The organism is Pseudonocardia lacus, from assembly GCF_018531445.1.
In the GTDB taxonomy this organism is placed as follows: Bacteria; Actinomycetota; Actinomycetes; order Mycobacteriales; family Pseudonocardiaceae; genus Pseudonocardia; species Pseudonocardia lacus.
The window spans coordinates 1-23,086 of the sequence record NZ_JAHDTH010000133.1; the positions used below are offsets into that span (position 1 = coordinate 1).

21 protein-coding genes and 1 pseudogene are annotated in these 23,086 nt (G+C 73.8%); 11 read left to right on the forward strand and 11 right to left on the reverse strand.

The genetic code is table 11. The features are described from left to right. Window positions 1–826, reverse strand: an 826-nt coding sequence (locus tag KIK08_RS24985) for a PfkB family carbohydrate kinase (RefSeq protein WP_214405688.1), incomplete at its 3' end; no start/stop codon positions are given. Between the two features lie 147 nt (window positions 827–973). Here KIK08_RS24985 and KIK08_RS24990 point away from each other — a divergent pair. The 3 genes from KIK08_RS24990 to fahA all read left to right on the forward strand — a co-directional run bounded on the left by KIK08_RS24990 (window position 974) and on the right by fahA (window position 4,504). Next, entirely contained in the window at window positions 974–2,791 is a 1,818-nt protein-coding gene (locus tag KIK08_RS24990) for a flavin-containing monooxygenase (protein WP_214405689.1), read from the forward strand. Between the two features lie 97 nt (window positions 2,792–2,888). Further along, complete coding sequence (locus tag KIK08_RS24995; RefSeq protein ID WP_214405690.1) at window positions 2,889–3,266, forward strand: PH domain-containing protein; 378 nt, start codon at window positions 2,889–2,891, stop codon at window positions 3,264–3,266. Next, the gene (fahA, locus tag KIK08_RS25000; protein WP_214405691.1) at window positions 3,263–4,504 is read left to right on the forward strand and encodes a fumarylacetoacetase; all 1,242 of its coding nucleotides are present in this window, start codon (window positions 3,263–3,265) and stop codon (window positions 4,502–4,504) included. The genes KIK08_RS24995 and fahA overlap by 4 nt, the downstream gene beginning before the upstream one ends. 3 nt (window positions 4,505–4,507) lie before the next feature. Here fahA and KIK08_RS25005 read toward each other — a convergent pair whose 3' ends face one another. The 6 genes from KIK08_RS25005 to KIK08_RS25030 form a co-directional block, all read right to left on the reverse strand. After that, window positions 4,508–4,729, reverse strand: a complete 222-nt coding sequence (locus KIK08_RS25005) for a hypothetical protein (RefSeq protein ID WP_214405692.1) — start codon at window positions 4,727–4,729, stop codon at window positions 4,508–4,510. Window positions 4,730–4,891: 162 nt separating this feature from the next. Continuing rightward, window positions 4,892–5,122 carry a hypothetical protein gene (locus tag KIK08_RS25010; protein ID WP_214405693.1) on the reverse strand — a complete coding sequence of 77 codons (231 nt, stop codon included), beginning with the start codon at window positions 5,120–5,122 and terminating at the stop codon, window positions 4,892–4,894. 74 nt (window positions 5,123–5,196) lie between these two features. Beyond that, entirely contained in the window at window positions 5,197–5,610 is a 414-nt protein-coding gene (locus KIK08_RS25015) for an STAS domain-containing protein (RefSeq protein ID WP_214405694.1), read from the reverse strand. Between the two features lie 56 nt (window positions 5,611–5,666). After that, a complete protein-coding gene (locus KIK08_RS41900; RefSeq protein ID WP_214405695.1) occupies window positions 5,667–8,036 on the reverse strand; it encodes a helicase-associated domain-containing protein in 2,370 nt (789 codons plus the stop codon). 57 nt (window positions 8,037–8,093) lie between these two features. Next, the gene (locus KIK08_RS25025; RefSeq protein ID WP_214405696.1) at window positions 8,094–8,336 is read right to left on the reverse strand and encodes a DUF397 domain-containing protein; all 243 of its coding nucleotides are present in this window, start codon (window positions 8,334–8,336) and stop codon (window positions 8,094–8,096) included. Between the two features lie 27 nt (window positions 8,337–8,363). After that, the gene (locus KIK08_RS25030) at window positions 8,364–9,236 is read right to left on the reverse strand and encodes a helix-turn-helix domain-containing protein (protein ID WP_214405697.1); all 873 of its coding nucleotides are present in this window, start codon (window positions 9,234–9,236) and stop codon (window positions 8,364–8,366) included. Window positions 9,237–9,431: 195 nt separating this feature from the next. Between KIK08_RS25030 and KIK08_RS25035 the strand changes: the two genes are divergently transcribed. Next, window positions 9,432–9,734, forward strand: coding sequence for a hypothetical protein (locus tag KIK08_RS25035; protein WP_214405698.1), 303 nt, complete (start codon window positions 9,432–9,434; stop codon window positions 9,732–9,734). A gap of 142 nt (window positions 9,735–9,876) precedes the next feature. Here KIK08_RS25035 and KIK08_RS25040 read toward each other — a convergent pair whose 3' ends face one another. Beyond that, window positions 9,877–10,863, reverse strand: coding sequence for a YihY/virulence factor BrkB family protein (locus KIK08_RS25040; protein ID WP_214405699.1), 987 nt, complete (start codon window positions 10,861–10,863; stop codon window positions 9,877–9,879). Window positions 10,864–11,070: 207 nt separating this feature from the next. Here KIK08_RS25040 and KIK08_RS25045 point away from each other — a divergent pair, with 207 nt between their 5' ends. The 7 genes from KIK08_RS25045 (at window position 11,071) to KIK08_RS25075 (ending at window position 19,613) form a co-directional block, all read left to right on the forward strand. Next, window positions 11,071–12,393, forward strand: coding sequence for an MFS transporter (locus tag KIK08_RS25045; protein ID WP_214405700.1), 1,323 nt, complete (start codon window positions 11,071–11,073; stop codon window positions 12,391–12,393). Then, window positions 12,383–13,798, forward strand: coding sequence for a pyridoxal phosphate-dependent decarboxylase family protein (locus KIK08_RS25050; protein WP_214405701.1), 1,416 nt, complete (start codon window positions 12,383–12,385; stop codon window positions 13,796–13,798). Before KIK08_RS25045 ends, KIK08_RS25050 begins: the two co-directional genes overlap by 11 nt. 16 nt (window positions 13,799–13,814) lie before the next feature. Then, entirely contained in the window at window positions 13,815–14,618 is an 804-nt protein-coding gene (locus KIK08_RS25055; RefSeq protein WP_214405702.1) for a Crp/Fnr family transcriptional regulator, read from the forward strand. A gap of 43 nt (window positions 14,619–14,661) precedes the next feature. Further along, the gene (locus KIK08_RS25060) at window positions 14,662–15,414 is read left to right on the forward strand and encodes a hypothetical protein (protein ID WP_214405703.1); all 753 of its coding nucleotides are present in this window, start codon (window positions 14,662–14,664) and stop codon (window positions 15,412–15,414) included. Further along, a complete protein-coding gene (locus KIK08_RS25065; RefSeq protein ID WP_214405704.1) occupies window positions 15,407–17,455 on the forward strand; it encodes a hypothetical protein in 2,049 nt (682 codons plus the stop codon). Before KIK08_RS25060 ends, KIK08_RS25065 begins: the two co-directional genes overlap by 8 nt. Continuing rightward, window positions 17,452–18,447, forward strand: coding sequence for a hypothetical protein (locus tag KIK08_RS25070; RefSeq protein WP_214405705.1), 996 nt, complete (start codon window positions 17,452–17,454; stop codon window positions 18,445–18,447). Before KIK08_RS25065 ends, KIK08_RS25070 begins: the two co-directional genes overlap by 4 nt. A 311-nt stretch (window positions 18,448–18,758) precedes the next feature. Continuing rightward, window positions 18,759–19,613 (forward strand): SGNH/GDSL hydrolase family protein, encoded by an 855-nt coding sequence (locus KIK08_RS25075; RefSeq protein ID WP_214405706.1) that lies wholly within the window; start codon window positions 18,759–18,761, stop codon window positions 19,611–19,613. Window positions 19,614–19,619: 6 nt separating this feature from the next. Here KIK08_RS25075 and KIK08_RS40285 read toward each other — a convergent pair whose 3' ends face one another. The 3 genes and pseudogenes from KIK08_RS40285 to KIK08_RS25085 all read right to left on the reverse strand — a co-directional run bounded on the left by KIK08_RS40285 (window position 19,620) and on the right by KIK08_RS25085 (window position 22,748). Next, on the reverse strand, window positions 19,620–20,234 hold the full coding sequence (locus tag KIK08_RS40285; RefSeq protein WP_250557772.1) for a DEAD/DEAH box helicase: 615 nt from the start codon (window positions 20,232–20,234) through the stop codon (window positions 19,620–19,622). Next, window positions 20,211–21,510: pseudogene (locus KIK08_RS41905) on the reverse strand (DEAD/DEAH box helicase); the annotation flags it as partial. The gene KIK08_RS40285 and the pseudogene KIK08_RS41905, both read right to left, overlap by 24 nt. 728 nt (window positions 21,511–22,238) lie before the next feature. Next, window positions 22,239–22,748 carry a hypothetical protein gene (locus KIK08_RS25085; protein ID WP_214405707.1) on the reverse strand — a complete coding sequence of 170 codons (510 nt, stop codon included), beginning with the start codon at window positions 22,746–22,748 and terminating at the stop codon, window positions 22,239–22,241. Window positions 22,749–23,086: the final 338 nt, after the last annotated feature.

A 23,086-nucleotide genomic window follows, 5' to 3' on the forward strand; every position in this document is an offset into this window, starting at 1 on the left:
CGGCGGCGCGCGCCGCCCAGCGGGCGGCCTCGGCCACGTCGGCGCCGCCGACCACCGCGTCGACCAGCGCCGCGACGAAGCTGTCGCCCGCCGCGGTGGCGTCGACCAGCCGGGCGGGCGCGGCCGGCACGGCCACCACCCTGGTCGGCTCGACGACGACGGCCCCGTCGGCCCCGCACGTCACGACCGTCGTCGCGGACGGGCGCAGCGCGCGGGCCAGGTCGACGACGGCGTCGGTGTCGCGCGGCTCGTCGGCGCCGGCCAGGGTGGCCAGCTCACCCCGGTTGGGGACCAGCAGGTCGGCGCGGTCGAGCACGGCGGCGGGCAGCGGCCGGGCCGGCGCCGGGTTCACCACGAACAGCCCCCCGGCCAGCTCGGCCGCGGCCGCGATGGCCCCGTCGGGCACCTCGCACTGGGTGACGACGGCCGCGGCGCCGGCCAGCGCCTCCCACGCGGACCGCACGCGGTCGGCGTCGACGGTGCCGTTGGCGCCGGCGGCCACCACGATCGTGCTCTCGCCGCCGTGCACCAGCACGACGGCCAGCCCGGTCGGCACGTCGACGGTCGCGACGTGCCGGTCGTCGACGCCCTCCGCGGCGAGCGCGGCGCGCAGCATGCCGCCCTCGGCGTCGTCGCCGACGGCGCCGACCATCGCCGTGGCCCGGCCCAACCGGGCCAGCCCGACGGCCTGGTTGGCGCCCTTGCCGCCGGGACCGCGCAGCACCTCGCCGGTGGCCGCGACCGTCTGCCCGGCCGGCGGCAGCCCCGCGACCGGCACCGTCAGATCGGCGTTCAGGCTCCCCACGACGATCACTGCGGCGCACACCCCCGGAGTATGGAGTGGGCCGATCGGCCAGGTCCGATGGGGTGCAACCTCGTTGCACCCCTGCCCGTGCGGTGATCCGCGGGTGTTTCCTGCCACGAGGACGCCGTCGTCCGACGGTGTCGCACGCGACGAAGCGGGGAGCCGAGCATGACCCAGACCCTCGATCCGGCAGCGACGACCTCACCCGCGCAGCGGGTCGACCGCTGGCTCGCCGACTTCGAGGCCGCGCTGACCGCCCGCGACGTCGAGCGCGCGGCGGGGCTGTTCGCCCCCACCTGCTTCTGGCGCGACCTCATCGCGTTCACCTGGAACCTCAAGACGGTCGAGGGCCGCGACGGCGTCACCGACCTGCTCGCGAACGTGCTCGACACGGTCGACCCGAGCGGCTTCCGCGCCACCGAGGAGCCCACCGAGGCCGGCGGCGTCACCGAGGCGTGGATCGAGTTCGAGACCGGCGTCGGGCGCGGCCGCGGGCACCTGCGGCTCACCGACGAGGGCGCCTGGACGCTGTTGACCACGCTCCACGAGCTGAAGGGCCACGAGGAGCCGCAGGGCAGCGAGCGACCCAAGGGCGTCCAGCACGGCGCGACGAAGGACCGCGTCACCTGGAAGGAGGCCCGCGACGCCGACCTGAACGAGATGGGCCGGACCCGCCAGCCCTACGTCGTCGTGGTTGGCGGCGGGCAGGGCGGGATCGCGCTGGGTGCCCGGCTGCGCCAGCTGGGCGTGCCGCACGTCGTGATCGACCGCCACGCCCGCCCCGGCGACCAGTGGCGCAGCCGCTACAAGTCGCTGTGCCTGCACGACCCGGTCTGGTACGACCACCTGCCCTACCTGCCGTTCCCGCCGAACTGGCCGGTGTTCGCGCCGAAGGACAAGATCGGCGACTGGCTGGAGATGTACACCCGGGTCATGGAGATCAACTACTGGTCCTCCACGACGTGCCGGAGCGCCTCGTTCGACGACGCGGCCAAGGAGTGGACCGTCGTCGTCGACCGCGACGGCGAGGAGATCACCCTCAAGCCGAAGCAGCTGGTGCTGGCCACCGGCATGTCCGGCAAGCCCAACGTCCCGAAGCTCAAGGGCCAGGATGTGTTCAAGGGCGAGCAGCACCACAGCTCGCAGCACCCCGGCCCGGACGCCTACGTCGGCAAGAAGGTCGTGGTCATCGGGTCGAACAACTCCGCGTTCGACATCTGCGGGGCGCTGTGGGAGGTCGGCGCCGAGTCGGTGACGATGGTGCAGCGCTCCAGCACGCACATCGTCAAGTCCGACACCCTGATGGACATCGGGCTGGGCGACCTGTACTCCGAGCGCGCCGTGGCCGCCGGGATGACCACCCAGAAGGCCGACATGACCTTCGCCTCGCTGCCCTACCGGATCCTGCACGAGTTCCAGATCCCGGCCTACGAGCAGATGAAGGAGCGCGACGCCGAGTTCTACGACCGGCTGGAGAGGGCCGGTTTCCGGCTCGACTGGGGCGACGACGGCTCCGGGCTGTTCCTGAAGTACCTGCGCCGCGGCTCGGGCTACTACATCGACGTCGGCGCGGCCGACCTGGTCGCGAACGGCGAGGTGAAGCTGGCGCACGGGCAGGTCGTCGAGCTCACCGAGGACGCCGTCGTCCTGGAGGACGGCACGGTCCTGCCCGCCGACCTGGTCGTCTACGCCACCGGCTACGGCTCGATGAACGGCTGGGCCGCCGACCTGATCGGCCAGGAGGTCGCCGACAAGGTGGGCAAGGTCTGGGGCCTGGGCTCGGACACCACCAAGGACCCGGGGCCGTGGGAGGGCGAGCAGCGCAACATGTGGAAGCCCACCCAGCAGGAGGCGCTGTGGTTCCACGGCGGCAACCTGCACCAGTCCCGGCACTACTCGCTGTACCTGGCCCTGCAGCTCAAGGCCCGCTTCGAGGGCATCCCCACCCCCGTCTACGCCCTCCAGGAGGTCCACCACCTCTCCTGACCGCCCGGGTTTCCCGTCGAGAACGAAGTTGTCGTGATCCACAGGGCCTGTTGATCACGACAACGTCGTTCTCGACGGCGTGGGTACGGTGGCGGGCATGGGGCTGTTGAGCGGGATCACCGGGAACGCGGCGCGACTGGATCCGGGTAGGGCGGCCCGCGACTACGGGCGCCTGCTGGGCCAGGGTGAGCAGGTGCTCGCCGCCTACCAGCTCGTGCGCGACGCGTTCCTGTTCACCGACCGCCGGCTCATCCTGATCGACAAGCAGGGCGTCACCGGGCGCAAGGTCGAGTACCACACGGTGCCCTACAAGAGCATCACGCACTTCGCCGTCGAGACGGCCGGCACCTTCGACCTCGATGCCGAGCTGAAGATCTGGATCTCCAGCACGGCCGAGCCGATCGGGCGCCAGTTCGGCAAGGGTGCCGACGTCTACGAGGTGCAGGCCCTGCTCGCCCAGTTCGTGGGCCGATGAGCACCGCGGAGGGCACCGCGGTGCTGCCCACGACCTGGCTCGACGTCCCCAGCGAGCACCCGTTCGGCGTGCAGACCCTGCCCTACGGCAGCGTCCTGCTGCCCGACGGGCCACGCGTCGGCGTGGCCATCGGCGAGCACGTCCTCGACCTGACCGCGGCGTCGGCCGTCCTGCTGCCGAAGCGGACGCGGCTGTTCGCCGCGGGCACGCTCGACCGCCTGCTGGCCGCCGGTCCGGGCGTCTGGGCCGAGGTGCGCGCCGCGCTCACCACCTGGCTCACCGACGAGCGCCACCGCGACGCCGTCGAGCCGCTGCTGCTGCCCGCCGCCGACGCGCGGCTGCAGCTGCCGTTCACGGTCGCCGACTACGTCGACTTCTACGCCAGCGAGCACCACGCCGCGAACCTCGGCCGGATGTTCCGCCCCGACTCCCCCGAGCCGCTGACCCCGAACTGGAAGCACCTGCCGATCGGCTACCACGGCCGCGCCGGCACCGTCGTCGCGTCCGGGACGCCGGTCACCCGGCCGTCCGGGCAGCGGCGCACGCCGCAGGGCGAGGTGGTGTTCGGGCCGTCGGTGCGCCTGGACATCGAGGCCGAGCTGGGCTTCGTCGTCGGCGCGCCGGCCACCGGACCGGTGCCGCTGGCCGCGTTCGACCGGCACGTGTTCGGCGCCTGCCTGGTCAACGACTGGTCCGCGCGCGACATCCAGGCCTGGGAGTACGCCCCGCTCGGGCCGTTCCTGGGCAAGTCGTTCGCCACGTCGGTGTCGCCGTGGGTGGTGCCGCTGGCCGCGCTGGGGCACGCCAGGGTGGCGCCGCCCGCGCGCGACCCGCGGCCCCTGCCCTACCTCGACGACACCGACGCCGAGCCGTGGGGCCTGGACGTGGCCGTCGAGGTGTCGCTCAACGGCCACGTGCTCTCCCACCCGCCGTTCGGCGGGATGTACTGGACCGCGGCCCAGCAGCTGGCCCACATGACGGTCAACGGGGCCACGCTGCGCACCGGCGACCTGTTCGCCTCGGGCACGATCAGCGGCCCCGAGCCGGGGCAGCGCGGGTCGCTGATCGAGCTGAGCTGGAACGGCACCGAGCCCGTGGTGCTGCCCGACGGCGGCACCCGCAGCTTCCTGGAGGACGAGGACGAGGTGGTCATCACCGCGACCGCGCCGGGGCCGGACGGCACCCGCGTCGGGTTCGGCGAGGTGCGCGGCCGGATCCACGCGGCACCTCTCGGGTAGCCGCTAGGGCTGCGGCGTCAGGTCGTTCTCCCCGAGGCGCGCGGCGACGAGGCGGTGCAGCATCTCGGGGATGGCCCCGGTGGGAACCTGGCCGCGCAGCTCCCGGTCGGCCGCGGCCACCTCGGCCTCCACGACCCCGCGGGGCATCACGTCGGCGAACTCGATCACGAGGCGGTCGGTGACCGCCGTCAGCTCGGATCCGTGCCCTCGGGCAGGGGCTGACATCTGTGCTGTTCTCCTCTCGACAGCGCGAGTGGAGGTCACCCGCGCGGTGGGGCGTCGGCGACGACGCGTTGGGCCATGACGGTGAACACCGGCCGGCCGCGGGATCATCCACGATCCGGCGGCCCGATCGCCAGGCATATCGCCCGGATGCCGGCGCCGGGCTCAGCTGGGGCGGGGGCGGCGCGGGCGGGTCCGGGACGGCTCGGCGGGGTGGGCGTCCGGCCGCGCGGCCACGGTCTCCGCGGCGAGCTCGACGATCCGGCGCAGACCCAGCGCCCGGCCCAGGATGGCCCGTACGTCGGCCTTGGCCAGCGCCCGGGGGTCGTCCGGGGTGGCGGACCCGGGTCGGGGGTCCTCGCGCGGCTGCTCGCCGCCGACCGTCGTGTCGTCCACAGCTCCGTTGTACCCACCGGCCCGTGCGGTCGCAGCGCGGAACGGCCGGACCGCCCGGACGGGTCGGGCCCCGTTCACCCTTCCGTGGCGAGGCCGCCTTCGATGGCGTCGTCGACCGTCGGGTAGAGCGGGAGGATCTGCTGCAGGCTCATGGCCTCCCACGGCCGGGTGACCGCCCGCTGGTCGGGCGGGGCGACGACCCGCAGGTCGGCGGGCGGTCGGGGGCCGCCCTGGCGGTGCGAGGTCGGGACGGTGGCCCGGGTGGCCAGGTTGGCCAGCACGCCGAGCCCGGACGAGCCGAGGAAGTCGACCTCGGTGAGGTCGATGACGACCAGCTCGGTGCGCTGCATGGCCTCGTCGACGGCCTCCATCAGCCGCGGCGCCGAGTGCAGGTCGAGCTCACCGGACACCCCCACCACCACGGTCTCGCCGCGCGCTGCCGTCGTCAGGGCGAACTGCCGTTCTCCGTCGTCGTCGTGGCCACTCACGCGTACACGGTATCCGCGGGGCCGGGCGGCCGCTGCGCAGACGGCCCGTCCTCGACTCAGTCCACCAGCCCGACGGCCTCGATCCCGCGCACGGCGAACTCCCGCTCGCCCCCGCGCAGGTGGCACCAGGCCAGGACGTACGCACCGTCGGTGTGGTGCGGGCGGATGTCGCGCAGGGTGCGGTTGCCCGCCCGGTTGCGGTACTGGATTCGCACGTCGCGCCCGTGCTCGACGGCGTCGGCCAGCAGCGCGAGCGCCGCCGCGTCGAGGTGGCGGGCCGAGCGGGCCAGCTCCCGCTGGGCCGGCGGGAGGGGCGCGGGTCGCGCGGGCGCGTTCCGCAGTGCCTCGACGAGCTCGGCGGCCGGCACCCGGGCTCGGCCGACCCGGCGCGGCCCGGCCGGCCGCCGCTCGACCGGACGGCCCTGGCCACCCCCGCCGCGGGTGAGCACCACACCCCCGTCGGCGGGCATCGGGGAGAAGCCCGCCCCGCGCAACGCCGCCAGCAGCTGGTCGGCCTGCGCGTCGGACACCAGGACGGTGGGGGCGAGCCTGCGCAGCGACAGCCCGCGCAGCGCGCGCGTGGCCAGTACCTCTTCGAGCTCGGCCTCCGCGCCGGTGAGGCACGTCGTGCAGGTGTGCACCCGCACCGTCCCGTGCCGGCGCGCGACGTCGGAGAGCAGGTAGTCCAACGGCTGGGGCAACTCGGCGCCGGAGACCTCGATCAGCTGCGCGCGCAGGTCGGCGGCGGTCCAGCCGGCGTCCATCGCCGCCCGGACGCCGGCCGCGCCGAAGCGCCAGGTGGTCGCGACCCCCCTCGACTCCGGCACCGCGGCCGCGGCGAGCACCCGGGCGGCCGCGGCCGAGGGCTGACCGGAGACGACCGCGGTGAGGTCGGACTGCAGCACCAGCAGGCCGGCGGTCTCGGGCAGCAGGTCGGCGGCCCGGGCGGCCAGCGCGTCCTCGGCGTCGGGCCGGTCGACGACCTCGACGAGCAGCTCGCCGAGGTCGGTCAGCCGGTCGCCGGCCACCAGCCCCAGCCGCTCGGCCTCGGGTCGCGCGTGGTCGACCGCGATCCGGCGCAGCACGTCGTCGCCGATCGGTGGCTCGTCGTCCGCGCCCTCGCCGGCGTACCGGTCGGTGAAGGTGCGGCCGTACTCGTCGATGTCCTCGACGACGCTTTCGCCCGGCTCGTCGTACAGCGGGCAGAACCAGGCCATCGCGGCCGCGACCGCGTCCAGCGAGCGGCCCCCGGACGCCGCGGTCAGCAGCGCCCGGCGGGGCATCCAGTCCGAGGCGCCCAGCGGCAGCGGCGGCGGGACGTCACGGCCGGGGACGTGCCGGGACGTCGGCGCGTGATCGAGCCGGAACCACGCCAGCACCGCTCCCGCCCACCGGCGGGCCGGTGGCCGCTCGCGCCACTCGTGGTAGGTCGCGGTGGCCGGGTAGCACCCGTCCTCGACCGGCCCGAGCAGGTCGAGCTCCGCCGCGAGGTCGATCCACAGGCCGGGATCGGACACGCCGAGCCGGGCGGCCAGCTTGCGCTGCTCCCGCACGCCGACGCCGCCGTTCTTCAGCGCGCGCAGCGGGGCGGCGGCGGCCTCGTCGAGCAGGCTGGTGAGGGCGAGCAGCGCCGACTCCGCGGCCGGACGCCCGCTCTGCTGCTCCCCGGCGGCGGGGGGCAGCCGCGGCGGACCGCTCACACCGCCATAGCCGCTGGTCAGCGCGACCGCCACCTCCCGGGGCAGCTCGATCCGACCCCGCGGCCCGTCGATCAGCAGCCCCGCCCGCACCAGCGGCTGCCACGGGTCGGCGCCGGCGGCACCGATGCCGAAGCCCGCGAAGCCGGTGCGCAGGTAGACGTCCAGCAGCGCCCGTGCGTGCCCGGGCAGCCGCGCCGCCGCGGCCCGGACCACGGCGGGATCGCGGAACAGCGTCCGCAGCGCTTCGACCACGGCGGCCTTGGTCAGCCCCGTCGGGTTTCCGCCCAGGCCGCTCAACGCCGTCCGCAGATCACCTACGCCGGCGCTGTGGGCGATCGCGTCGAGCGGCCGGAACGGGGCCAGCGCGACGAAGAAGTGCTCGACCAGCACAGCGGGGACCTCGAACCGCCCGTCGCCGTCCGGCCAGGCCAGGCCGCGCGCGCACATCCCGGCCAGTACCGCCCCGACGACGTCCGCGTCCGCCCCGAGCTCGGCGACCAGCTCCGCGGCCGACGCCTGCCCCCGCACGGCGATGGCGCGGGCGACGGCCATCTCGTCGCGGTTCATCCGGGTCAGCGCGCGCCCCACGGAGTCGGCCCCGGTCAACCGGGCCGCCAGCTCCCGGTGGTCGCGCGGGACGGGTTCGACCAGGACGTCCGGCCGGGCCTCCAGCAGGTCGACCAGCGGCTCCGCGTCGAGACCGGCCAGGTGATCAGTGAGCGACACGCCCCGATTGCAGCACGCCCCCGGCCGGCGCACGGGCCGGGGGCGGCCGCGCCGGCGTCAGGTCAGGTCGTCGAACTCGCCGGCCTTGGCCCCTCTGACCCAGGCCTCCATCTCCCGGCGGGTGAAGTACACGGTCCCGGCGTCGCGGTGGTTGCTGTTGCGGACGGCGACGCGCCCGTCCTGCGCCAAGGCGAGCTCGACGCAGGAGCCCTGGTCCCCACTGAAGGTGGAGATCCGCCACTGCAGTTCGTCCGACCGGCCGCTGGTGTCGCCCTGGTGTTCGCTCCGGTGCTCCGCCATGTGTCTGCCTCCCGAGGTGCATACGGGTCACGCGAACCCGTCGGCCGCGTCGGCGATCAGAGTAATGGATTCACTCGGTGACAGGGCGTTGGCGGTCATGTGCTCGAAAGCGACGGAATGTGCGGCGATCTCCGGGGGCTCTTCGAGGTACAGCGATCCCGCCCGGTGCTCGACGTAGGCGAGGCCGGGATCGGACGGCCACGGGAAATCGAGGATCTGGAAGCGCCCGGTCATTCCGGGATAAGCCCCGCCGGAGTAGGGCATCACCTGGACGGTCACCTTCGGGCGCCCCGCCATCTCGGCCAGGTGGTGCAGCTGGTGGGCCATCAGCGCCCGGCCGCCCACGATCCGGCGCAGCACGGCCTCGTCGAGCACCACCCACAGCCGCAGCGGGTCGGGTTGGCGGTCGAGCACGGCCTGGCGGGCCATCCGCAGCTCGACGTGCTGCGCGATCTCCCCGTCGGTGCGCTCGGCCGTCCCGCTGCGGGCGACCGCCTCGGCGTACTCGCGGGTCTGCAGCAGGCCGGGCACCAGCTGGGCCTCGTAGACCCGGATCGACGACGCGCCCTGCTCCAGCCCGACGAACAGCGAGAACCAGCCCGGCAGCGTGGCCGCGTCGAAGCGCTCCCACCAGCCCTTCTGCCGCGAGTCCCGGGCCGCCTGCAGGTAGGTCGACCAGTGGACCCTCGGCACGTCGTACAGATCCAGCAGGACCTCCTCCAGGTCCCGGATCACGACCGGCCGTTCGGCCGTCTCGTAGTAGCTGACCTTGGCCACCGAGCAGCGCAACCTGCTGGCCACGTCCCGCTGTTCCAGCCCGGCCCGTCGGCGCAGGCGGACGAGCTCGAAGGCCAGCCACCGCCGCCACACGGTCGGGCTGGACGCCGCTGCCGCTGCCATGCCGCACCACCTCCCGTCCACACGGACGGACCAGTGTGCAGGCCGCTGACCGGCGCCCTGTCGGGGGGGTGACTGTATGTGTGCGATGCGTCACCCGCCTGGTCGCTGTCGGGATGTGAAGTCAAAATTTAGAGTCTGCGAGGTGTTGAGACGTAGCACTCTGCCCTGTTCGGAGCTCCTCGATCCCTCGGGCGGGTGAGCCTCTATCACCTGCACGCTCGCGCGCTGGAGGGGCCGCTCGACGCGCCCCGCCGCGACGAGGTGCGGGTATCGCAGACCGACGACGCCGACGAGGCCGACCGCTGGACGCGCAGCCAACTCGACGAGGGCTTCACCGTGTGGGTCTACGACCACGGGCGCCGCTCGCGGCTGATCGGCGCCAGCGATTTCCGGCTCATCGGCCACTACCGCCCCCGGGCGGCGCGACCGCCGCTCACGCGCCATCCCGCGCCGGACCCGCACCACCGCGCCGAAACGCGGCTCCGCTCAGCGGGTTAGCGGTTCGGCGCTCGTCGCGTCGCGGCCCGCGCGGCACCCGGCCGCCGCGCCGGGAATCCGGTGATCCGTCATTCCGGCCGGCAGGCGCTGCCCGCCGATCGGCGTTGATCACGATTCCGGTGAATCGCTCCGGGCGCGCCGCTCATCCCCGTTCCGCCGCGACGTCGTCGGCGGCCAGGGCACCCCGCTCCCCGCGCGGCGCGGACGGACCGGTCGTCGAGTCCTCGCTGGTCTGCTTCTCGCTCTCGGCGTTGATCTCCGCCCCGAGCAGCACCAGGTAGCTCGTCAGGTAGAGCCACAGCATCAGCACGATGACGCCGGCCAGCGCGCCGTAGGTCTTGTTGTAGCTGCCGAAGTTCGAGACGTAGAGGCTGAACAGGACGCTGGCCAGGACCCACAGCACGGTCGCGACGATCGCGCCGGTGCTGACCCAGGAGAACCGCGGCGCGTCCCGGTCGGGGGCCACCCGGTAGACCACGGCCAGCGCCGCGACGACCAGCACGACCAGCAGCAGCCAGCGCAGCACCTGCGCGATCACCAGGGCGACCCCGCCCAGCCCGAGCGCGTCCAGCAGCACCGGGGCGACGGCGACCAGCGTGACGGCCAGCAGGACGAACACCACCGCACCGAGGGTCAGCAGCAGCGCGAGGCCGCGCAGCTTGATGAAGCCGCGGGTCTCCTCCTCGTCGTAGGCGACGTTGGTCGCCGCGATCAGGTTCATCGTGCCGCCGGACGCGCTCCACAGCGCGGCCAGCAGCGAGACGACGAGCCCGATCCCGAGGGCGCCCCCGCTGCCCGCCGCCACCGCGTTGAGCTGGTCGACGACCAGCGGCCGGGCGGTCTCCGGGAGCAGTTGGGCGAGCTGGGCGATCTGGTCGGCGACCGTGGCCGGATCCGCGACCAGCCCGTAGAGCGTCAGCGCCGCGATCATGGCCGGGAACAGCGCGAGGAAGGCGAAGAAGGCCACCCCGCCGGCCAGGATCGAGACGTTGTCCTTCTTGCTCTCGGCGAACGCCCGCTTGGTCACCTGCCACCAGCCGCGCGCCGGGATCTGGGCCGGGTTGCTGGCGTGGTCGCCGGGCGGTGGCCCGGTCTGCTCGCCGGTCGATCGCGCGTGTGCCACTGCCACTGCCCCACCCTTTGTCGTCCGCGTCCATCCGTTCGTGCGGCGCGGGGTTTCCCCACTGACGGACGGTCCAACCACGGCTGCGGGGTTCGCCGGCCTCGACCGGGCGACGACGCCCCCGCCCCATGACCCACATCGGTTCGATGACGATCACCGATGGCCCGTCGCGCGGCTCTGGATCGCGGGCGCGGCGGGCCATAGTGTCGCGCCATGGCCCTGAGCGCCGGCGTGCGCCGGGGATACGCGCTGGGCAGCGTGGCCACGGGCACCTTCGGCACCGTTCCCGGCCTGCTGCTGCTCCCCTACCTCACCGACGACCTCGGCGTCGCCGCCGGCGTCGCCGGCCTGCTGGTGCTGGTGCCCAAGGGCTGGGACGTCGTGCTCAACCCGATCGCCGGGCGGATCAGCGACCGCAGCGGGCTGCGCCGCCCGTTCCTGCTCTACGCGGGCATCGCGGTGGCGGTGACGTTCGCGCTGATGTTCGCCGGCCCGCAGGCGCCGCCCGCGCTCGCCGGCGGCTACGTGGCGCTGCTGTTCCTGGTCTGCGCGACCGCCTACGCGTTCTTCCAGGTGCCCTACAACGCGATGCCGGCCGAGATGACGACCGACACCGACGAGCGCACCCGGATGATGACCTGGCGGGTCGCGGTGCTCGCGGTGGCGATCCTGATCTCGGGGGCGACCGCGCCGCTGGTCGTCGAGGCGGCCGGTTACACCGCGATGGGTCTCTACATCGGCGTCCTGCTGCTGCTCGGGACGGTCGGCGCCTACCTCGGCACGCGGGGCGTCCCCCCGGCCGGGCGCGTCGCCGCGTCCGGCTCGCTGGCCACCCAGCTGCGGCTGGTGGGCGCCGACGCCAACTTCCGCAACCTGCTGGTCGCGTTCGTCATCCAGGCGCTGGCGATCGGGTCGATCCTGGCCGGCGTCACCTACGTGGCCGGGCACCTGATCACCGACCCGGCCGCGTCGACGATCCTGTTCGCCGCGTTCGTCGGGCCTGCGCTGCTGGTCACCCCGGTGTGGGAGCGGGTCGCGCTGCGCCGGGGCAAGCGCGCCGGCTTCCTCATCTCGTCGGCGGTGCTGGCGCTGGGCGCGCTGACCCTGCTGAGCACGGCGACGGGCTCGGCCATGGCCGCCTACGTCGGGGCCGGGATCACCGGCGTCGGCTACGCCGGCATCCAGGTGTTCCCGCTGGCGATGCTGCCCGACGTCGCAGGCGAGGACGCCCGGCGCACCGGGGTGAACCGGATCGGCGTGTTCACCGGCGTCTGGACGGCGGCCGAGACCCTCGGCCTGGCGCTGGGCCCCGGCCTGTACGCGCTGGTCCTGCAGCTGGGCGGGTACCTGCCGTCGACGGCCGCGGTGGAGGTGGCCCAGCCGGCCTCGGCGCTGACCGCCATCGCCATCGGGGTGTCGGTCGTGCCCGCCGTGCTGGTCGTCGCCAGCCTGTTCTGGCTGCGCCGCTACGCCCTCGACGAGCACCGACCCGACGAACTGCCCGCCCAGGAAGAACGGAGCACCGATGCCGGCTGAGGCCCTGCTGGACCGGCTCGCCGCGCTGCGCAGCGGCGACCTGCCCACCCACGGCGGGCGCACCCTGGCCTACGTCTACGACTCGGGCCTGGCCGAGGCCGACGAGATCGGCAAGCGCGCGCTGGCCATGTTCGCCTCCACCAACGGCCTGGACCCCACCGCCTTCCCCAGCCTGGCCGCCATGGAGCGCGACCTGGTGGCCTTCACCCGCCCGCTGGTCGGCGCGCCGGACACCGCGGTCGGCACGGTGACCTCCGGCGGCACCGAGTCGATCCTGCTGGCCGTGCAGACCGCCCGCGACGCCGCCGGGCTCGCCGACCCGGTGATGGTCGTCCCGACGACGGCGCACGGCGCGTTCCACAAGGCCGCGCACTACTTCGGGGTGCGCCTGGTCGCGGTGGACGTCGACCCGGTGACCAAGCGCGCCGTCCCCGAGGCGATGGCCGCGGCCATGGACGCCCATGCGGGACGCGTCGTGCTCGTCGCGGTCTCGGCGCCGTCCTACGCCCACGGCGTGATCGACCCGGTGCGGCCGATCGCCGCGGCCGCCGCCGAGCGCGGCCTGCGCTGCCACGTCGACGCCTGCATCGGCGGCTGGGTGCTGCCCTGGGCCGACCCGGCCCCGGCCCCGTGGGACTTCCGCTGCCCCGGCGTGACCAGCCTCTCGGTCGACCTGCACAAGTACGCCTACACGCCCAAGGGCGTCTCCCTCCTGCTGCACCGGACACCGGATCTGCGCCGCCCCCAGTTCTTCGCCACGGCCGACTGGCCGGGCTACACGATGCTGAACGCCACCACGCAGTCGACGAAGTCGGGCGGACCCCTCGCCGCCGCGTGGGCGGTCGTCCAGCACATCGGCGTGGACGGCTACCGCGACCTGGTCGCCACCACGCTGGCCGCGACCCGCCGGCTGGCCGACGGCATCGCCGCCCGCGACCACCTCGCCCTCGCCGCCGAGCCCGACTCGTCGCTGCTGGCCGTGCAGACCGACGACGCCCTCGACGTGTTCACCCTCAGCGACGAGATGGGCGAGCGCGGCTGGTTCGTCCAGCCCCAGATGGCCTTCCGCGACCTGCCGGCCACCCTGCACCTGACGGTGTGCGCCGCCACCGCCGACGGCGTCGACGACTTCCTCGTCGCGCTCGACGAGTCGGTGGCCGCGGCTGTCGCCGCCGGCCCGGTCGCCGTGGCCCCCGAACTGCGCGACGCGGCCGCCGCCCTCGACCCGGCGACCCTCGACGACGCCGCGTTCGACGGCCTGCTGGCCATCGCCGGGCTGGCCGGCCAGGACGGCGCGCTCACCGTCCCCAAGCGCATGGCCCCGGTGAACGCGCTGCTGGACGTGGCCCCACCGCGGCTGCGGGAGGCGCTGCTGATCGCGTTCCTGGACCGCCTGACCCGCTGAGCGACTCCATGGGCCTATGCCGCCGAACGCGCTGCCGGCCGACGAAGCCGCCGACATCCACCTTTCTCGCGCCGGTTCTGCTGCGCGTGCAGATGATGGTCCGATGCACCGGCGGACTCGCGACCCCCGCCCCGTTACGACGCCGTGGCCGGCCGGGACGCTGCTTGGCCGGCTGCAACCCGCCGCGCGGGGCGTTCTCCTCGCACAGTGCCGCTTGCAGCGGTTCAAGGCCGGTGAGCAGCTCATCCGGCAGGGCGGCAGCGATCGCCACGCCCTGATCCTCATGAGCGGCCAGGTCAAGGTCGCGCTGGTCGACTCGAGCGGGATCGAGGTCGTCCTCGCCATCCGGCACCGCGGCGACATCGTCGGCGAGCTCGCCGCTCTGACGGGCGAGCCGCGGACCGCGTCGGTCATCGCCATCGGCCAGGTGACGGCCGGGATCGTTCGGTGGACCGCATTGGCCGAGCTGATCAGCACCGACGGCGAGGCCGCGCGCGAGCTGTTCCGCACCCAGGCCCATCGGTTGGAGTGGGCGAACCAGCGGCGGGTCGACTTCGCCGCCCGCCCGGCACGTCTCAAGATTGCCCGCGTGCTCGCCGATCTGGCTGCAGCGGTGGACAGCGGCGCCAGCAGGCCCGTGCGCGTCGAGTTGAAGCAGCGCGAGCTGGCGTCGCTGGTCGGCGTCTCGCTCAACACTGTCGAGCGCGCCCTTGCCTGGTTGAAGAAGCAGGGCCACGTCCAGCCGGGCCGCGGAGCCGTGACGGTGCTCGACGGCGCAGCGCTCCGCGCCCTCAGTGAGGCCGACGGCTCCAACCCGTAATTCTCCGGGTTCGAGCCTGCGGACACCGGCCAGCATCTCCGGCATGCCAGATGCCCCCGGGGCGAGACCAGCCCGGCACCTCTTCGTCACCGTCGACCTGGAGAACTACAGCGGCCTCGAAGCCCCCGCTCAGGACCGTGCACAACGCGAGCTCGCCGCTGCCCTCGACACCGCCGCGGAGGCAGCCGGTCTGGACCGCGCCCGCTGGGTCCGGCAGCTGGGCGGCGACAGCGAGTTCGCCGTTCTGCCCCTCACCGAGGACGAGATCGCCGTGGTGGGGGCCTTCCCGGCAGCCCTCGACCGCACGCTTCGCGAGAACGGCCGCGCCGGCGGCCTCCCCTTGCGCGTCCGCCTCGCCATCCACGCCGGGATGGCTGTGGTGAGCGAACTCGGCTACTCCGGCCCGGGACCGATCGAGGCCCGGCGCATGCTCGACGCCGACCCCGTCCGGAAGGCCCTCGCCGCGATACCCGATGCCCGGGTGGTGCTCGTGGTGTCGCCGACCGTCTACCGCGACGTCGTCCGGGCCGGCTACGGTGCTGTGCGCCGGCACGAGTTCCGCGAGATCCGGGTGGCCCGGACCGGCGATCCCGCGTGGATCATGGTTCCGGGCACGTCCGGGGACCGCCTGCCGGTCGACGAGGAGTCCGAGCCCGTGGGCGGGGCCGGTGCGGCGGCGCACGTGGGCGGGGACGCGAACGGGAGTGCCGTCGGGACCGGGAACACCGTCACCACCACCACGTTCCAGGCGCCGGTCCAGGCGGAGACGTTCAACATCGGACCCGGGCGTGGCTGAGGGAAAGCCCTCCGACGAGGGCGTCCCCCGGGACGGAGGTGGCGAGCCCACCGACTCCCCGCCTGCGGAAGACCGGTCCACCAGTGCCGGACCAGCGGATGCCTCCCCCCGCTCGGCGGCTGAGGACGGGAAGGAGGGCACCGACGAGATCACCCCGGAGCTGATCACCGAGATCCGGAACCAGCGCGACGAGTACCGGGTCACCATGCACACGGTCCATGCCGAGCGGATGTTCCTCGGGCCGGGCCCCGCCGAGCGGAACGTGCTCGCTCGTCCCGTTCACGACAACGAAACACACGCTGTACTTCGCCACTTCCTGGCCCCTCCGAAGCTGGAGGAGGCCCGTCGCTGCCTGCTCGACCAGCGGTTGGCGGTGCTGGTCGGGAACCCGAGATCCGGCCGCCGGTGCGCGGCCCTCGCGCTCCTGCACCGAGATCCGCCGGCCGGAACCGACCCCGCGGTCCCCATCCACCAGTTGGAGTTCCGCTCGCTGTCAGAGCTCATCGACCACGCCTACGCGACCGGTGGGAGGTACGTGGTGACCGGCGTCGTCCCCGCAGCCGATGACGACCAGCAGGAACTCCGGGTCGACGTGCTCCTCGACCGCCTCCGCGCAGCCGGGGCGTACATGGTGATGACCAGCAGCATGGAGGACCGGGCCTTCGCCGAGTTCAGCGTGTCCTGGCAGCCGGTCGACCACGCGGCGGTACTGCGGGCCTACATCGAAGAGAACCCGTTGGGACGTCCGGACGAGGACCTCACGCCGCTCTACGAAGTCGCCCACCGCATCGATCTGCACGAGCTGGTGAAGCTGGCCGAGAGGGCGTGGCAGGTGGGCGTCGCGATGGCCTGCGACGAGTTCGGTCAGGCGCGCCTGACGCGCGTCCTGGGCTGGCTCGACGAGGAGCCTGAGCTGCCGGCACTGGTGCCGGTCGTCGTCGCGACCTTGATGCCGGGCTGCGAGCGGCGGGCCCACGAACGCCACAGCCGACAGCTGCATGACCACATCGACGACCACTTGGGCCGGGATCCGAGTACCGCCGACTACGAGATCGGCATCCGACCCAGTCGGAGCGCGCGGCCGGACTGCGTTCGGGTGGAGTCGTCCGGCCGGCTCGACGTGATCTCCCTCGACGCCGACCTCACCGGCGATCAGATGATGGCCGCACTGGGCGACCGGTACGGGGCCGAGCTGTGGGCGCCCGTGGAGCGATGGCTCTCCGAGTGCCCGGAACAGCTCGCGAGCGGTATCGAGCGGCAAGCGCTGGCCACCGGGCTCTGCACCTTCGCCAAGAACGACTGGTTGGCGGTGATGGATCTACTCGACGGGTGGGTCGCGGAGTCGGTCCTGGGCCGGTTGGCTGCCGCGTGGACCCTCGCCGCGATGTGCGAGGACGAGCGTGCCGTCGAAGATGCTGTCGGCATCGCGGTGAGGTGGGCGAGGGACAGCGACCAGGACCGCGCTGTCGCGGCCACGATCGCCTTCGGGCTACGGCTGGGGGAGGTCCGCCCCGTCCAGTCGGTGAGCCGGCTGTGGCACCTGGCCGTGCGGGACCGCCTGCTGTCCGTCTACGCGGGGCTGTACCTGGGGAACCTGCTGCGAGCGGCCGCCGGCACCCCGCCCAGGATCCGGCTCGTCCTGTCGGTGACCGAGTTCCAGATCCGGTACGTGCGCGACGCCGAGGTGACCTCGGAGCGCGTCATCGGGAACGCGCTGCGTGCCCTCGGCACGGTTCTGGCCACCGAGGTTTCCGAGCGCCAACCGCTCACGGCGCTGGTCCTGAGGGACCTGCCGGACCAGGTCGAGCGACTCGGGCGGCTCTGGGCAGCCGTGCTGCAGAGCTGGGAGAACCGCACTGCCGCGCTGGAACACCTGCGGGAGTTGTTCGCCCGGCTGGACGGCGAGGCGGAACAGCACGCGTACGACCGGCTCGGCGTCGCCGTCCGAGGCGCGCTCGACGCCGACGAATGGCTCTGGACACAGCGAGACCTGGCTGAGGCCGCGTTCGGCCCGACCGCAACGACGAGGAGAGCCCGGTGAGCCCCAACCGATTCCCGGTGGTCGACGAGAGAGCGCTGCTGCCCGCGGGGAGGCGCTGGATGCGGGCATGGCGCGATCCGGCGGAGCTGCCGGTCGTCCCGCCCGGCTGCGTCCACGTCTTCGGCGTTGACGGCACCTTCCAGGTCGGGGCGGGGCAGGGTCGGCTGCGCGGCGACGAGCCCGACTTCGTGGCGGCGAACTGGGTGAGCATCGTCAACATGCGGCACCGGCGCGTGACCGCGACCGTCCTCGTCCCGTCCACGGACCCAGCGAGCGACTTCGTGGTGCACGCCGTGTTCGGCTGCCAGGCCACGAAGGCAGCCGCGGTCGCGCAGCAGGGCCTGACGAACCTCCAGGAGGAGCTGGAGAGCATCGTGCGGCACGAGGGACGGTTGCGGCGGTTCCGCCACCGCTACGAGGTCGGCGAGATCGACAAGTTCCGCGAGCACGTCACACAGGAGCTGGACGAGGCCTACGCCTCCGCACCCCCGCGCATCGGCGGTGTCATGATCACGTTCGAGGGCTGCCACGTGCCCACCCCTCGTGAGCTGCGTCGGCACCGGGCCCAGTTGCGCGACACGACCTGGTCCGGCCTCGAACAAGCCGCTCAGCACCGGGTCGAGGTGGACGGCGTCCGCCACGAGGAGGAGTTGCTCCGCACGCCGGAGATCTCCGAGGCGACCGCGGTGGCCCGCGGCGACACCACCGCCGGCGCTGCCGCGACGCGCATGTTCACCGAACGCGATCAGCAGACGGAGCGTCTCATCGCCCACGTCGACGACTGGGTCAAGGCGGATGGGGGTAAGCGGGTGCCGGTCGACCGTCGTCGATTGGCCGATGCGCTGGCTGCCCGGCTGGGCGTCAGCCCGGTTCCGGACGACGTCCGGGACCTCGTCGACGACGTCGACGGGGCGATCGCGACGACCGGGCAGTTCGGGCGGGATCGACCCCCGTTCCGCCAGCCGGACCTGGACGACCTCGACGGAGCTTGATCGACCGAGGAGCGGGTGGCCGCAGCACGGCCCCGAGGTCGGCGGGGCCCACTGGCGGTCATCGGCCCGCCTGGAGCAGACGAGACGATCCTCGGTGGCCTCAGCCAGGGCGAGAGGCGAGGCAGTGGGCCACTCGCCGAGCGCGGGGCGACGTTCGAGGCCCGCCGTGCAGTGGCCACGAGCAGCGGCGAACAGCGCTGTCGCATTGAGTCCTCGCCCGGTAACTTCGCGTGACCGCTCCCGATCCGGAGGCACGCGTGACCCGATCCGCTCCCCGCTCCGCACGCCCCCGCCGAGCGCGTGCCGCGCGTGTGCTGCTCGCCGGCCTGCTCGGCGTCGGTGCCGCCCTCGTCCCGACCGCGACCGCCGCCGCGGACCCCGACGAGCCCGTCGACTACGTGGCCCTGGGCGACTCGTACGCCGCGGGCCCGCTCATCCCGCTGCAGTACGGCTCCCCGCCGGGCTGCGCCCGCTCCGACCACAACTACCCGGCCCTGACGTCGCGGTCGCTGGTCACGGCGTCGTTCGTCGACGTCAGCTGCAGCGGCGCGAAGACCGGCGACCTGGCCGCCCCGCAGGAGACCGACGCCGGCACCAACCCGCCCCAGCTCGACGCGCTCGACGCGGGCACCGACCTGGTCACCATCAGCATCGGCGGCAACGACATCGGGTTCTCCGAGATCGTCGAGACCTGCGCGACCCGCTCCCCCACCGAGCCCGACGGCGCCGCCTGCCGCGACTTCTACAACTCCGGCGGCTCCGACGAGCTCGTCGCGCGCATCGACGGGACCGCGCCGAAGGTGCAGGCGGCACTGCAGGGCATCCTGTCCCGCTCGCCCGACGCCGACGTGCTCCTGGTCGGCTACCCGACGATCGTCCCCGACGACGGCCCCGGCTGCTTCCCGGCCGTCCCCTTCAGCCCCGGCGACACCGAGTACCTGCGCGGGATCACCAAGCAGCTCGACGACATGCTCGCCGCGCAGGCCGCCATCGCCGGCACCGAGTACGTCGACACCTACACCCCGACCATCGGCCACGACATCTGCACGCCACCCGGGACCAAGTGGGTGGAGGGCCTGACCCCGACGTCCCCGGCGGCGCCGATGCACCCCAACGCGCTGGGGATGGAGGCGATGTCCGCGGCCGTGGTGGCCGCCGTCGGCTGAGCCGCCTCAGGAGACCAACGCGCGGATGTCGTCCGCGTCGAGCGCGCCGCCGAACTCGTCGCCCTCGTCCATCACCCCGGCGAACAGGGCCGCCTTGCGCAGGGCCAGCGCCCGCACCTTCTCCTCGATGGTGTCGCGGGCGATGAGCCGGTAGACCATGACCGTGCGGGTCTGGCCGATCCGGTGGGTGCGGTCGACGGCCTGGGCCTCGGTGGCCGGGTTCCACCAGGGGTCGAGCAGGAAGCAGTAGTCGGCCTCGGTGAGCGTGAGCCCGAAGCCGCCGGCCTTGAGGCTGATCAGGAACACCGGGGCCGCGCCCTCGATGAACCGGCGCACGACCGCTGCCCGGTCGCGGGTCGAGCCGTCGAGGTGGGCGTAGCCGATCCCGGCGGTGTCCAGGCGCTCCCTGACCTGGTCGAGGAAACCGGTGAACTGGCTGAACACCAGCGCCCGGTGCCCGCTGCCGACGACCCCGCCGAGCTGCTCGAGCAGGGCGTCGATCTTCGCCGAGCCGAGGTGGGCGTGCTCGGCCTCGACCAGCCCGGGGTGCAGGCACGGCCGGCGCAGCAGGGTGATCGACTTGAGGATGGTGAACCGGTTGCGGTCGACGTCGTCGAGCAGGCCGAGCACCTTCTGCCGCTCGCGCTGCAGCTGGCGCTGGTAGAGCCGGCGGTGGCGGGGGTCGAGCTCGACCTCCAGCACCTGCTCCTGCTTGGCCGGCAGCTCGCGGGCCACCTGCTCCTTCGTGCGGCGGCGCACGAGCGGGCGGATGCGGCGACGCAGGCGGGCCAGCAGCTCGGCCGCGTCGTCGGCCCGCTTCTCGATCGGGCGCGCGTACTCGTCACGGAAGCGCGTCGGGCTCGGGAACAGCCCCGGCGCGGTGATCGACAGCAGCGACCACAGCTCCATCAGGTTGTTCTCCATCGGCGTACCGGTGATCGCGAGCTTGAACGGCGCCGGCAGCCGCCGCGCGCACTGGTGCCTTGGACTGGTGGTTCTTGGCGAACTGGGCCTCGTCGAGCACCAGCCCCGACCACGGAACGCCCTCGTGCGCGTCGATGTCGAGGCGGAACAGCGCGTACGAGGTGACCACGACGTCGGCGCCCGCCACGACATCGGCCAGCTCGCGCCCGCGGCGGCGGAGCGTGTCGGTGATCGTGACGACGGCGAGGTCGGGGGTGAACCGGGCGGCCTCGGCGGCCCAGACCGCCACCACGCTGGTCGGCGCGACCACCAGGAACGGCGGTGGGTCCGGGGCGTGCTGCCGCGCGTGGCCGACCAGGGCCAGCGTCTGCAGCGTCTTGCCCAGCCCCATGTCGTCGGCGAGGATGCCGCCGAGCCCGTGGCGCCAGAGGAAGGCCAGCCACTCGTAGCCCTCGCGCTGGTAGGGCCGCAGCTGCGCGGTGAGCCCGGCGGGCGGCGGCTCGGTGCCGCCGACCTCGCCGAGCCCCAGCAGGCCCCCGACCTGCTCGCGCCACGCCCGGGCCTGCCGGTCGACCACTCCGAGCGCGGCCAGCTCCTCCCACAACCCGGCCTGGAACCGGCTGATCCGCAGCCCGTCCGGCGCGTCCTGCAGCGACCGCGCCTCTTCGATCAGGGTGCGCAGCGCCTGCAGCTCGGGCTTGTCCAGGGAGAAGTAGGCGCCGTCGTCGAGCAGCAGGTGCGACTCGCCCGCGGCGAGGGCGACGAACAGCGGCGCGAACGGGACCTCGCTGCCCTCGACGCTGACCCGGATCCCGAGGTCGAACCAGTCGTTGTCGCCGACCACCGCCCGGGTGGAGACGCCGACCTGCAGCGACTCCCCCGCCTCCCGGTACCGCGGCGCCTCCCCCGACCGCTCCACGACCAGCCCGGGCACGCCGTCGAGCAGCGGCAGCGCCTCGGTGGCGAACCGCATCGTGTCCAGGCCGCGCAGCACCGCGGGCTCGGCCCGGGCGGCATCGGCGTCCAGGCCCGGCAGCTCGACCCCGACGTCGCGCACCGCGTCCAGGACGGTCCGTTCCGCGGCGACATCGCGCAGGGCGTCGTCCGGGGCGGGCGGGCCGACCGGCTCGCGCACGGGCGCGTTCCCGACGTCGTAGGACCACTGCCAGTCCAGGGCCGCTCGTGCCCGTCGCCGAAGGCCGCGCCCAGGACGAGGGTGGGCGTGGGCTTGCGGGGCGGGTCGAACGCGCCGTCGGACGACCCCGTCGGGGCGAGCCTGCTCAGCCGCGGGCAGAACTCGGTGCGGAAGCGCTCGTGCTGGCCGTGGGGCACCCGCATCCGGCGCCCGTCGAGCACCCGGCGCGGCGCGGCCAGGACGGCAACCGACAACACCTCTCCGTGACGCGGTCTCAGCTGAGCGTCGCCCTGACGGGACGCGCCACAGCAGCGGGCATCCGGACCCACTTGTCCCGTTCGCCCACGGCGGCGCGCTGCCGAGTGGTGCCCCTCGCCGCACCGAAGCCTTGACCACACCCGGGTGATGATCATGAGGATCACCGGATCGCCGGCGTGTTGCGCCGCACTCGCCGCCGGTCGACTGCTTTGGCGTCGCGAGCGTCGGGGCGAGTCGAACTCGCCCCGACGTCCCCGACGACCGCGACCGGCGACGCCCGGTGTGGACGAGCACTGTTCACCACTGATCTACGAGGGCGGTCGGCCTTCCTCCTCCTCCCGCAGCACCCGCCCCGGCACGTCCGGGTCGCAGCCCACCCGCGCAAGTCGCGCCCGGATGCTGTTGCGGCTGCGCCCCATCTCCTTGGCGAGCTCGCCGATGAGGTCGAAGGCCGGGGTGGTGTCGGAGGCGTTGAGCCAGGCCCCCTTCAGGGTCATGTCGAGGTCGGGGGTCCAGGGGACGCGGCCGTTCATCGGGCCGGGGCGGGGTTTGCGGGCGGGGGTGGGGTCGAGGTCGGAGGTGCCGGCGTGGCGGTCGTCCCAGGCGGCGCGCAGGGCGAGCAGCAGGGAGCGGGCGGGGACCTCGAACGACGTGTGGTCCGGTGGAGCCGGGTCGTCCGGGTCCGCCGCGGACCACGTGAGGCGGGCGGTGTCGCCGTCCACGGTGAGGCGGAGGGCGCCGGGGGTCGGGGTGTCGGTGGTGGTGACGGTGGTGGTGGGGGTGGGGGTGACGGTGTCGAGCACTGTTTCTCGGATCATGCGCACGATGGTGGCGGTGGGCCCCGACGGTTTCCGGGGTGCGAGCGCAGGTCGCGGTGGGGTCGAGCCGATCGGACGATGTGCTGCCGCAAGGCCTGACCCGTTCGTCGGATGCCGTGCGCGACCCTGCGTGCGCGGCGCCACCCGACCAGCGGTGGAGTAGAAAGTCGTCCCGTGCAGGCGCATCCGGACGACCCGCCCGCCGCGCTGGGGTGGCACGAGCTGCGCGCGGCGATCGTCGAGCGGCGGGGGCGGGCCGCGGGCGCGGGGGCGGCGCACTGGGGGCGGCTGCTGGAGCTGGTCGACGCGCGGCTGGCCGCGGCGCCGTCCGCGCAGGC

Bases quoted from the DNA above. Each gene is read 5' to 3' on its own strand.
- fahA (WP_214405691.1), top strand. From the start codon at position 3,263: ATGAGCACCGCGGAGGGCACCGCGGTGCTGCCCACGACCTGGCTCGAC.
- KIK08_RS24990 (WP_214405689.1), top strand. From the start codon at position 974: ATGACCCAGACCCTCGATCCGGCAGCGACGACCTCACCCGCGCAGCGG.
- KIK08_RS25050 (WP_214405701.1), top strand. From the start codon at position 12,383: ATGCCGGCTGAGGCCCTGCTGGACCGGCTCGCCGCGCTGCGCAGCGGC.
- KIK08_RS25060 (WP_214405703.1), top strand. From the start codon at position 14,662: ATGCCAGATGCCCCCGGGGCGAGACCAGCCCGGCACCTCTTCGTCACC.
- KIK08_RS25025 (WP_214405696.1), bottom strand. From the start codon at position 8,336: ATGGCGGAGCACCGGAGCGAACACCAGGGCGACACCAGCGGCCGGTCG.
- KIK08_RS25045 (WP_214405700.1), top strand. From the start codon at position 11,071: ATGGCCCTGAGCGCCGGCGTGCGCCGGGGATACGCGCTGGGCAGCGTG.
- KIK08_RS24995 (WP_214405690.1), top strand. From the start codon at position 2,889: ATGGGGCTGTTGAGCGGGATCACCGGGAACGCGGCGCGACTGGATCCG.
- KIK08_RS25055 (WP_214405702.1), top strand. From the start codon at position 13,815: ATGCCGCCGAACGCGCTGCCGGCCGACGAAGCCGCCGACATCCACCTT.
- KIK08_RS25085 (WP_214405707.1), bottom strand. From the start codon at position 22,748: ATGATCCGAGAAACAGTGCTCGACACCGTCACCCCCACCCCCACCACC.
- KIK08_RS25005 (WP_214405692.1), bottom strand. From the start codon at position 4,729: ATGTCAGCCCCTGCCCGAGGGCACGGATCCGAGCTGACGGCGGTCACC.
- KIK08_RS25030 (WP_214405697.1), bottom strand. From the start codon at position 9,236: ATGGCAGCGGCAGCGGCGTCCAGCCCGACCGTGTGGCGGCGGTGGCTG.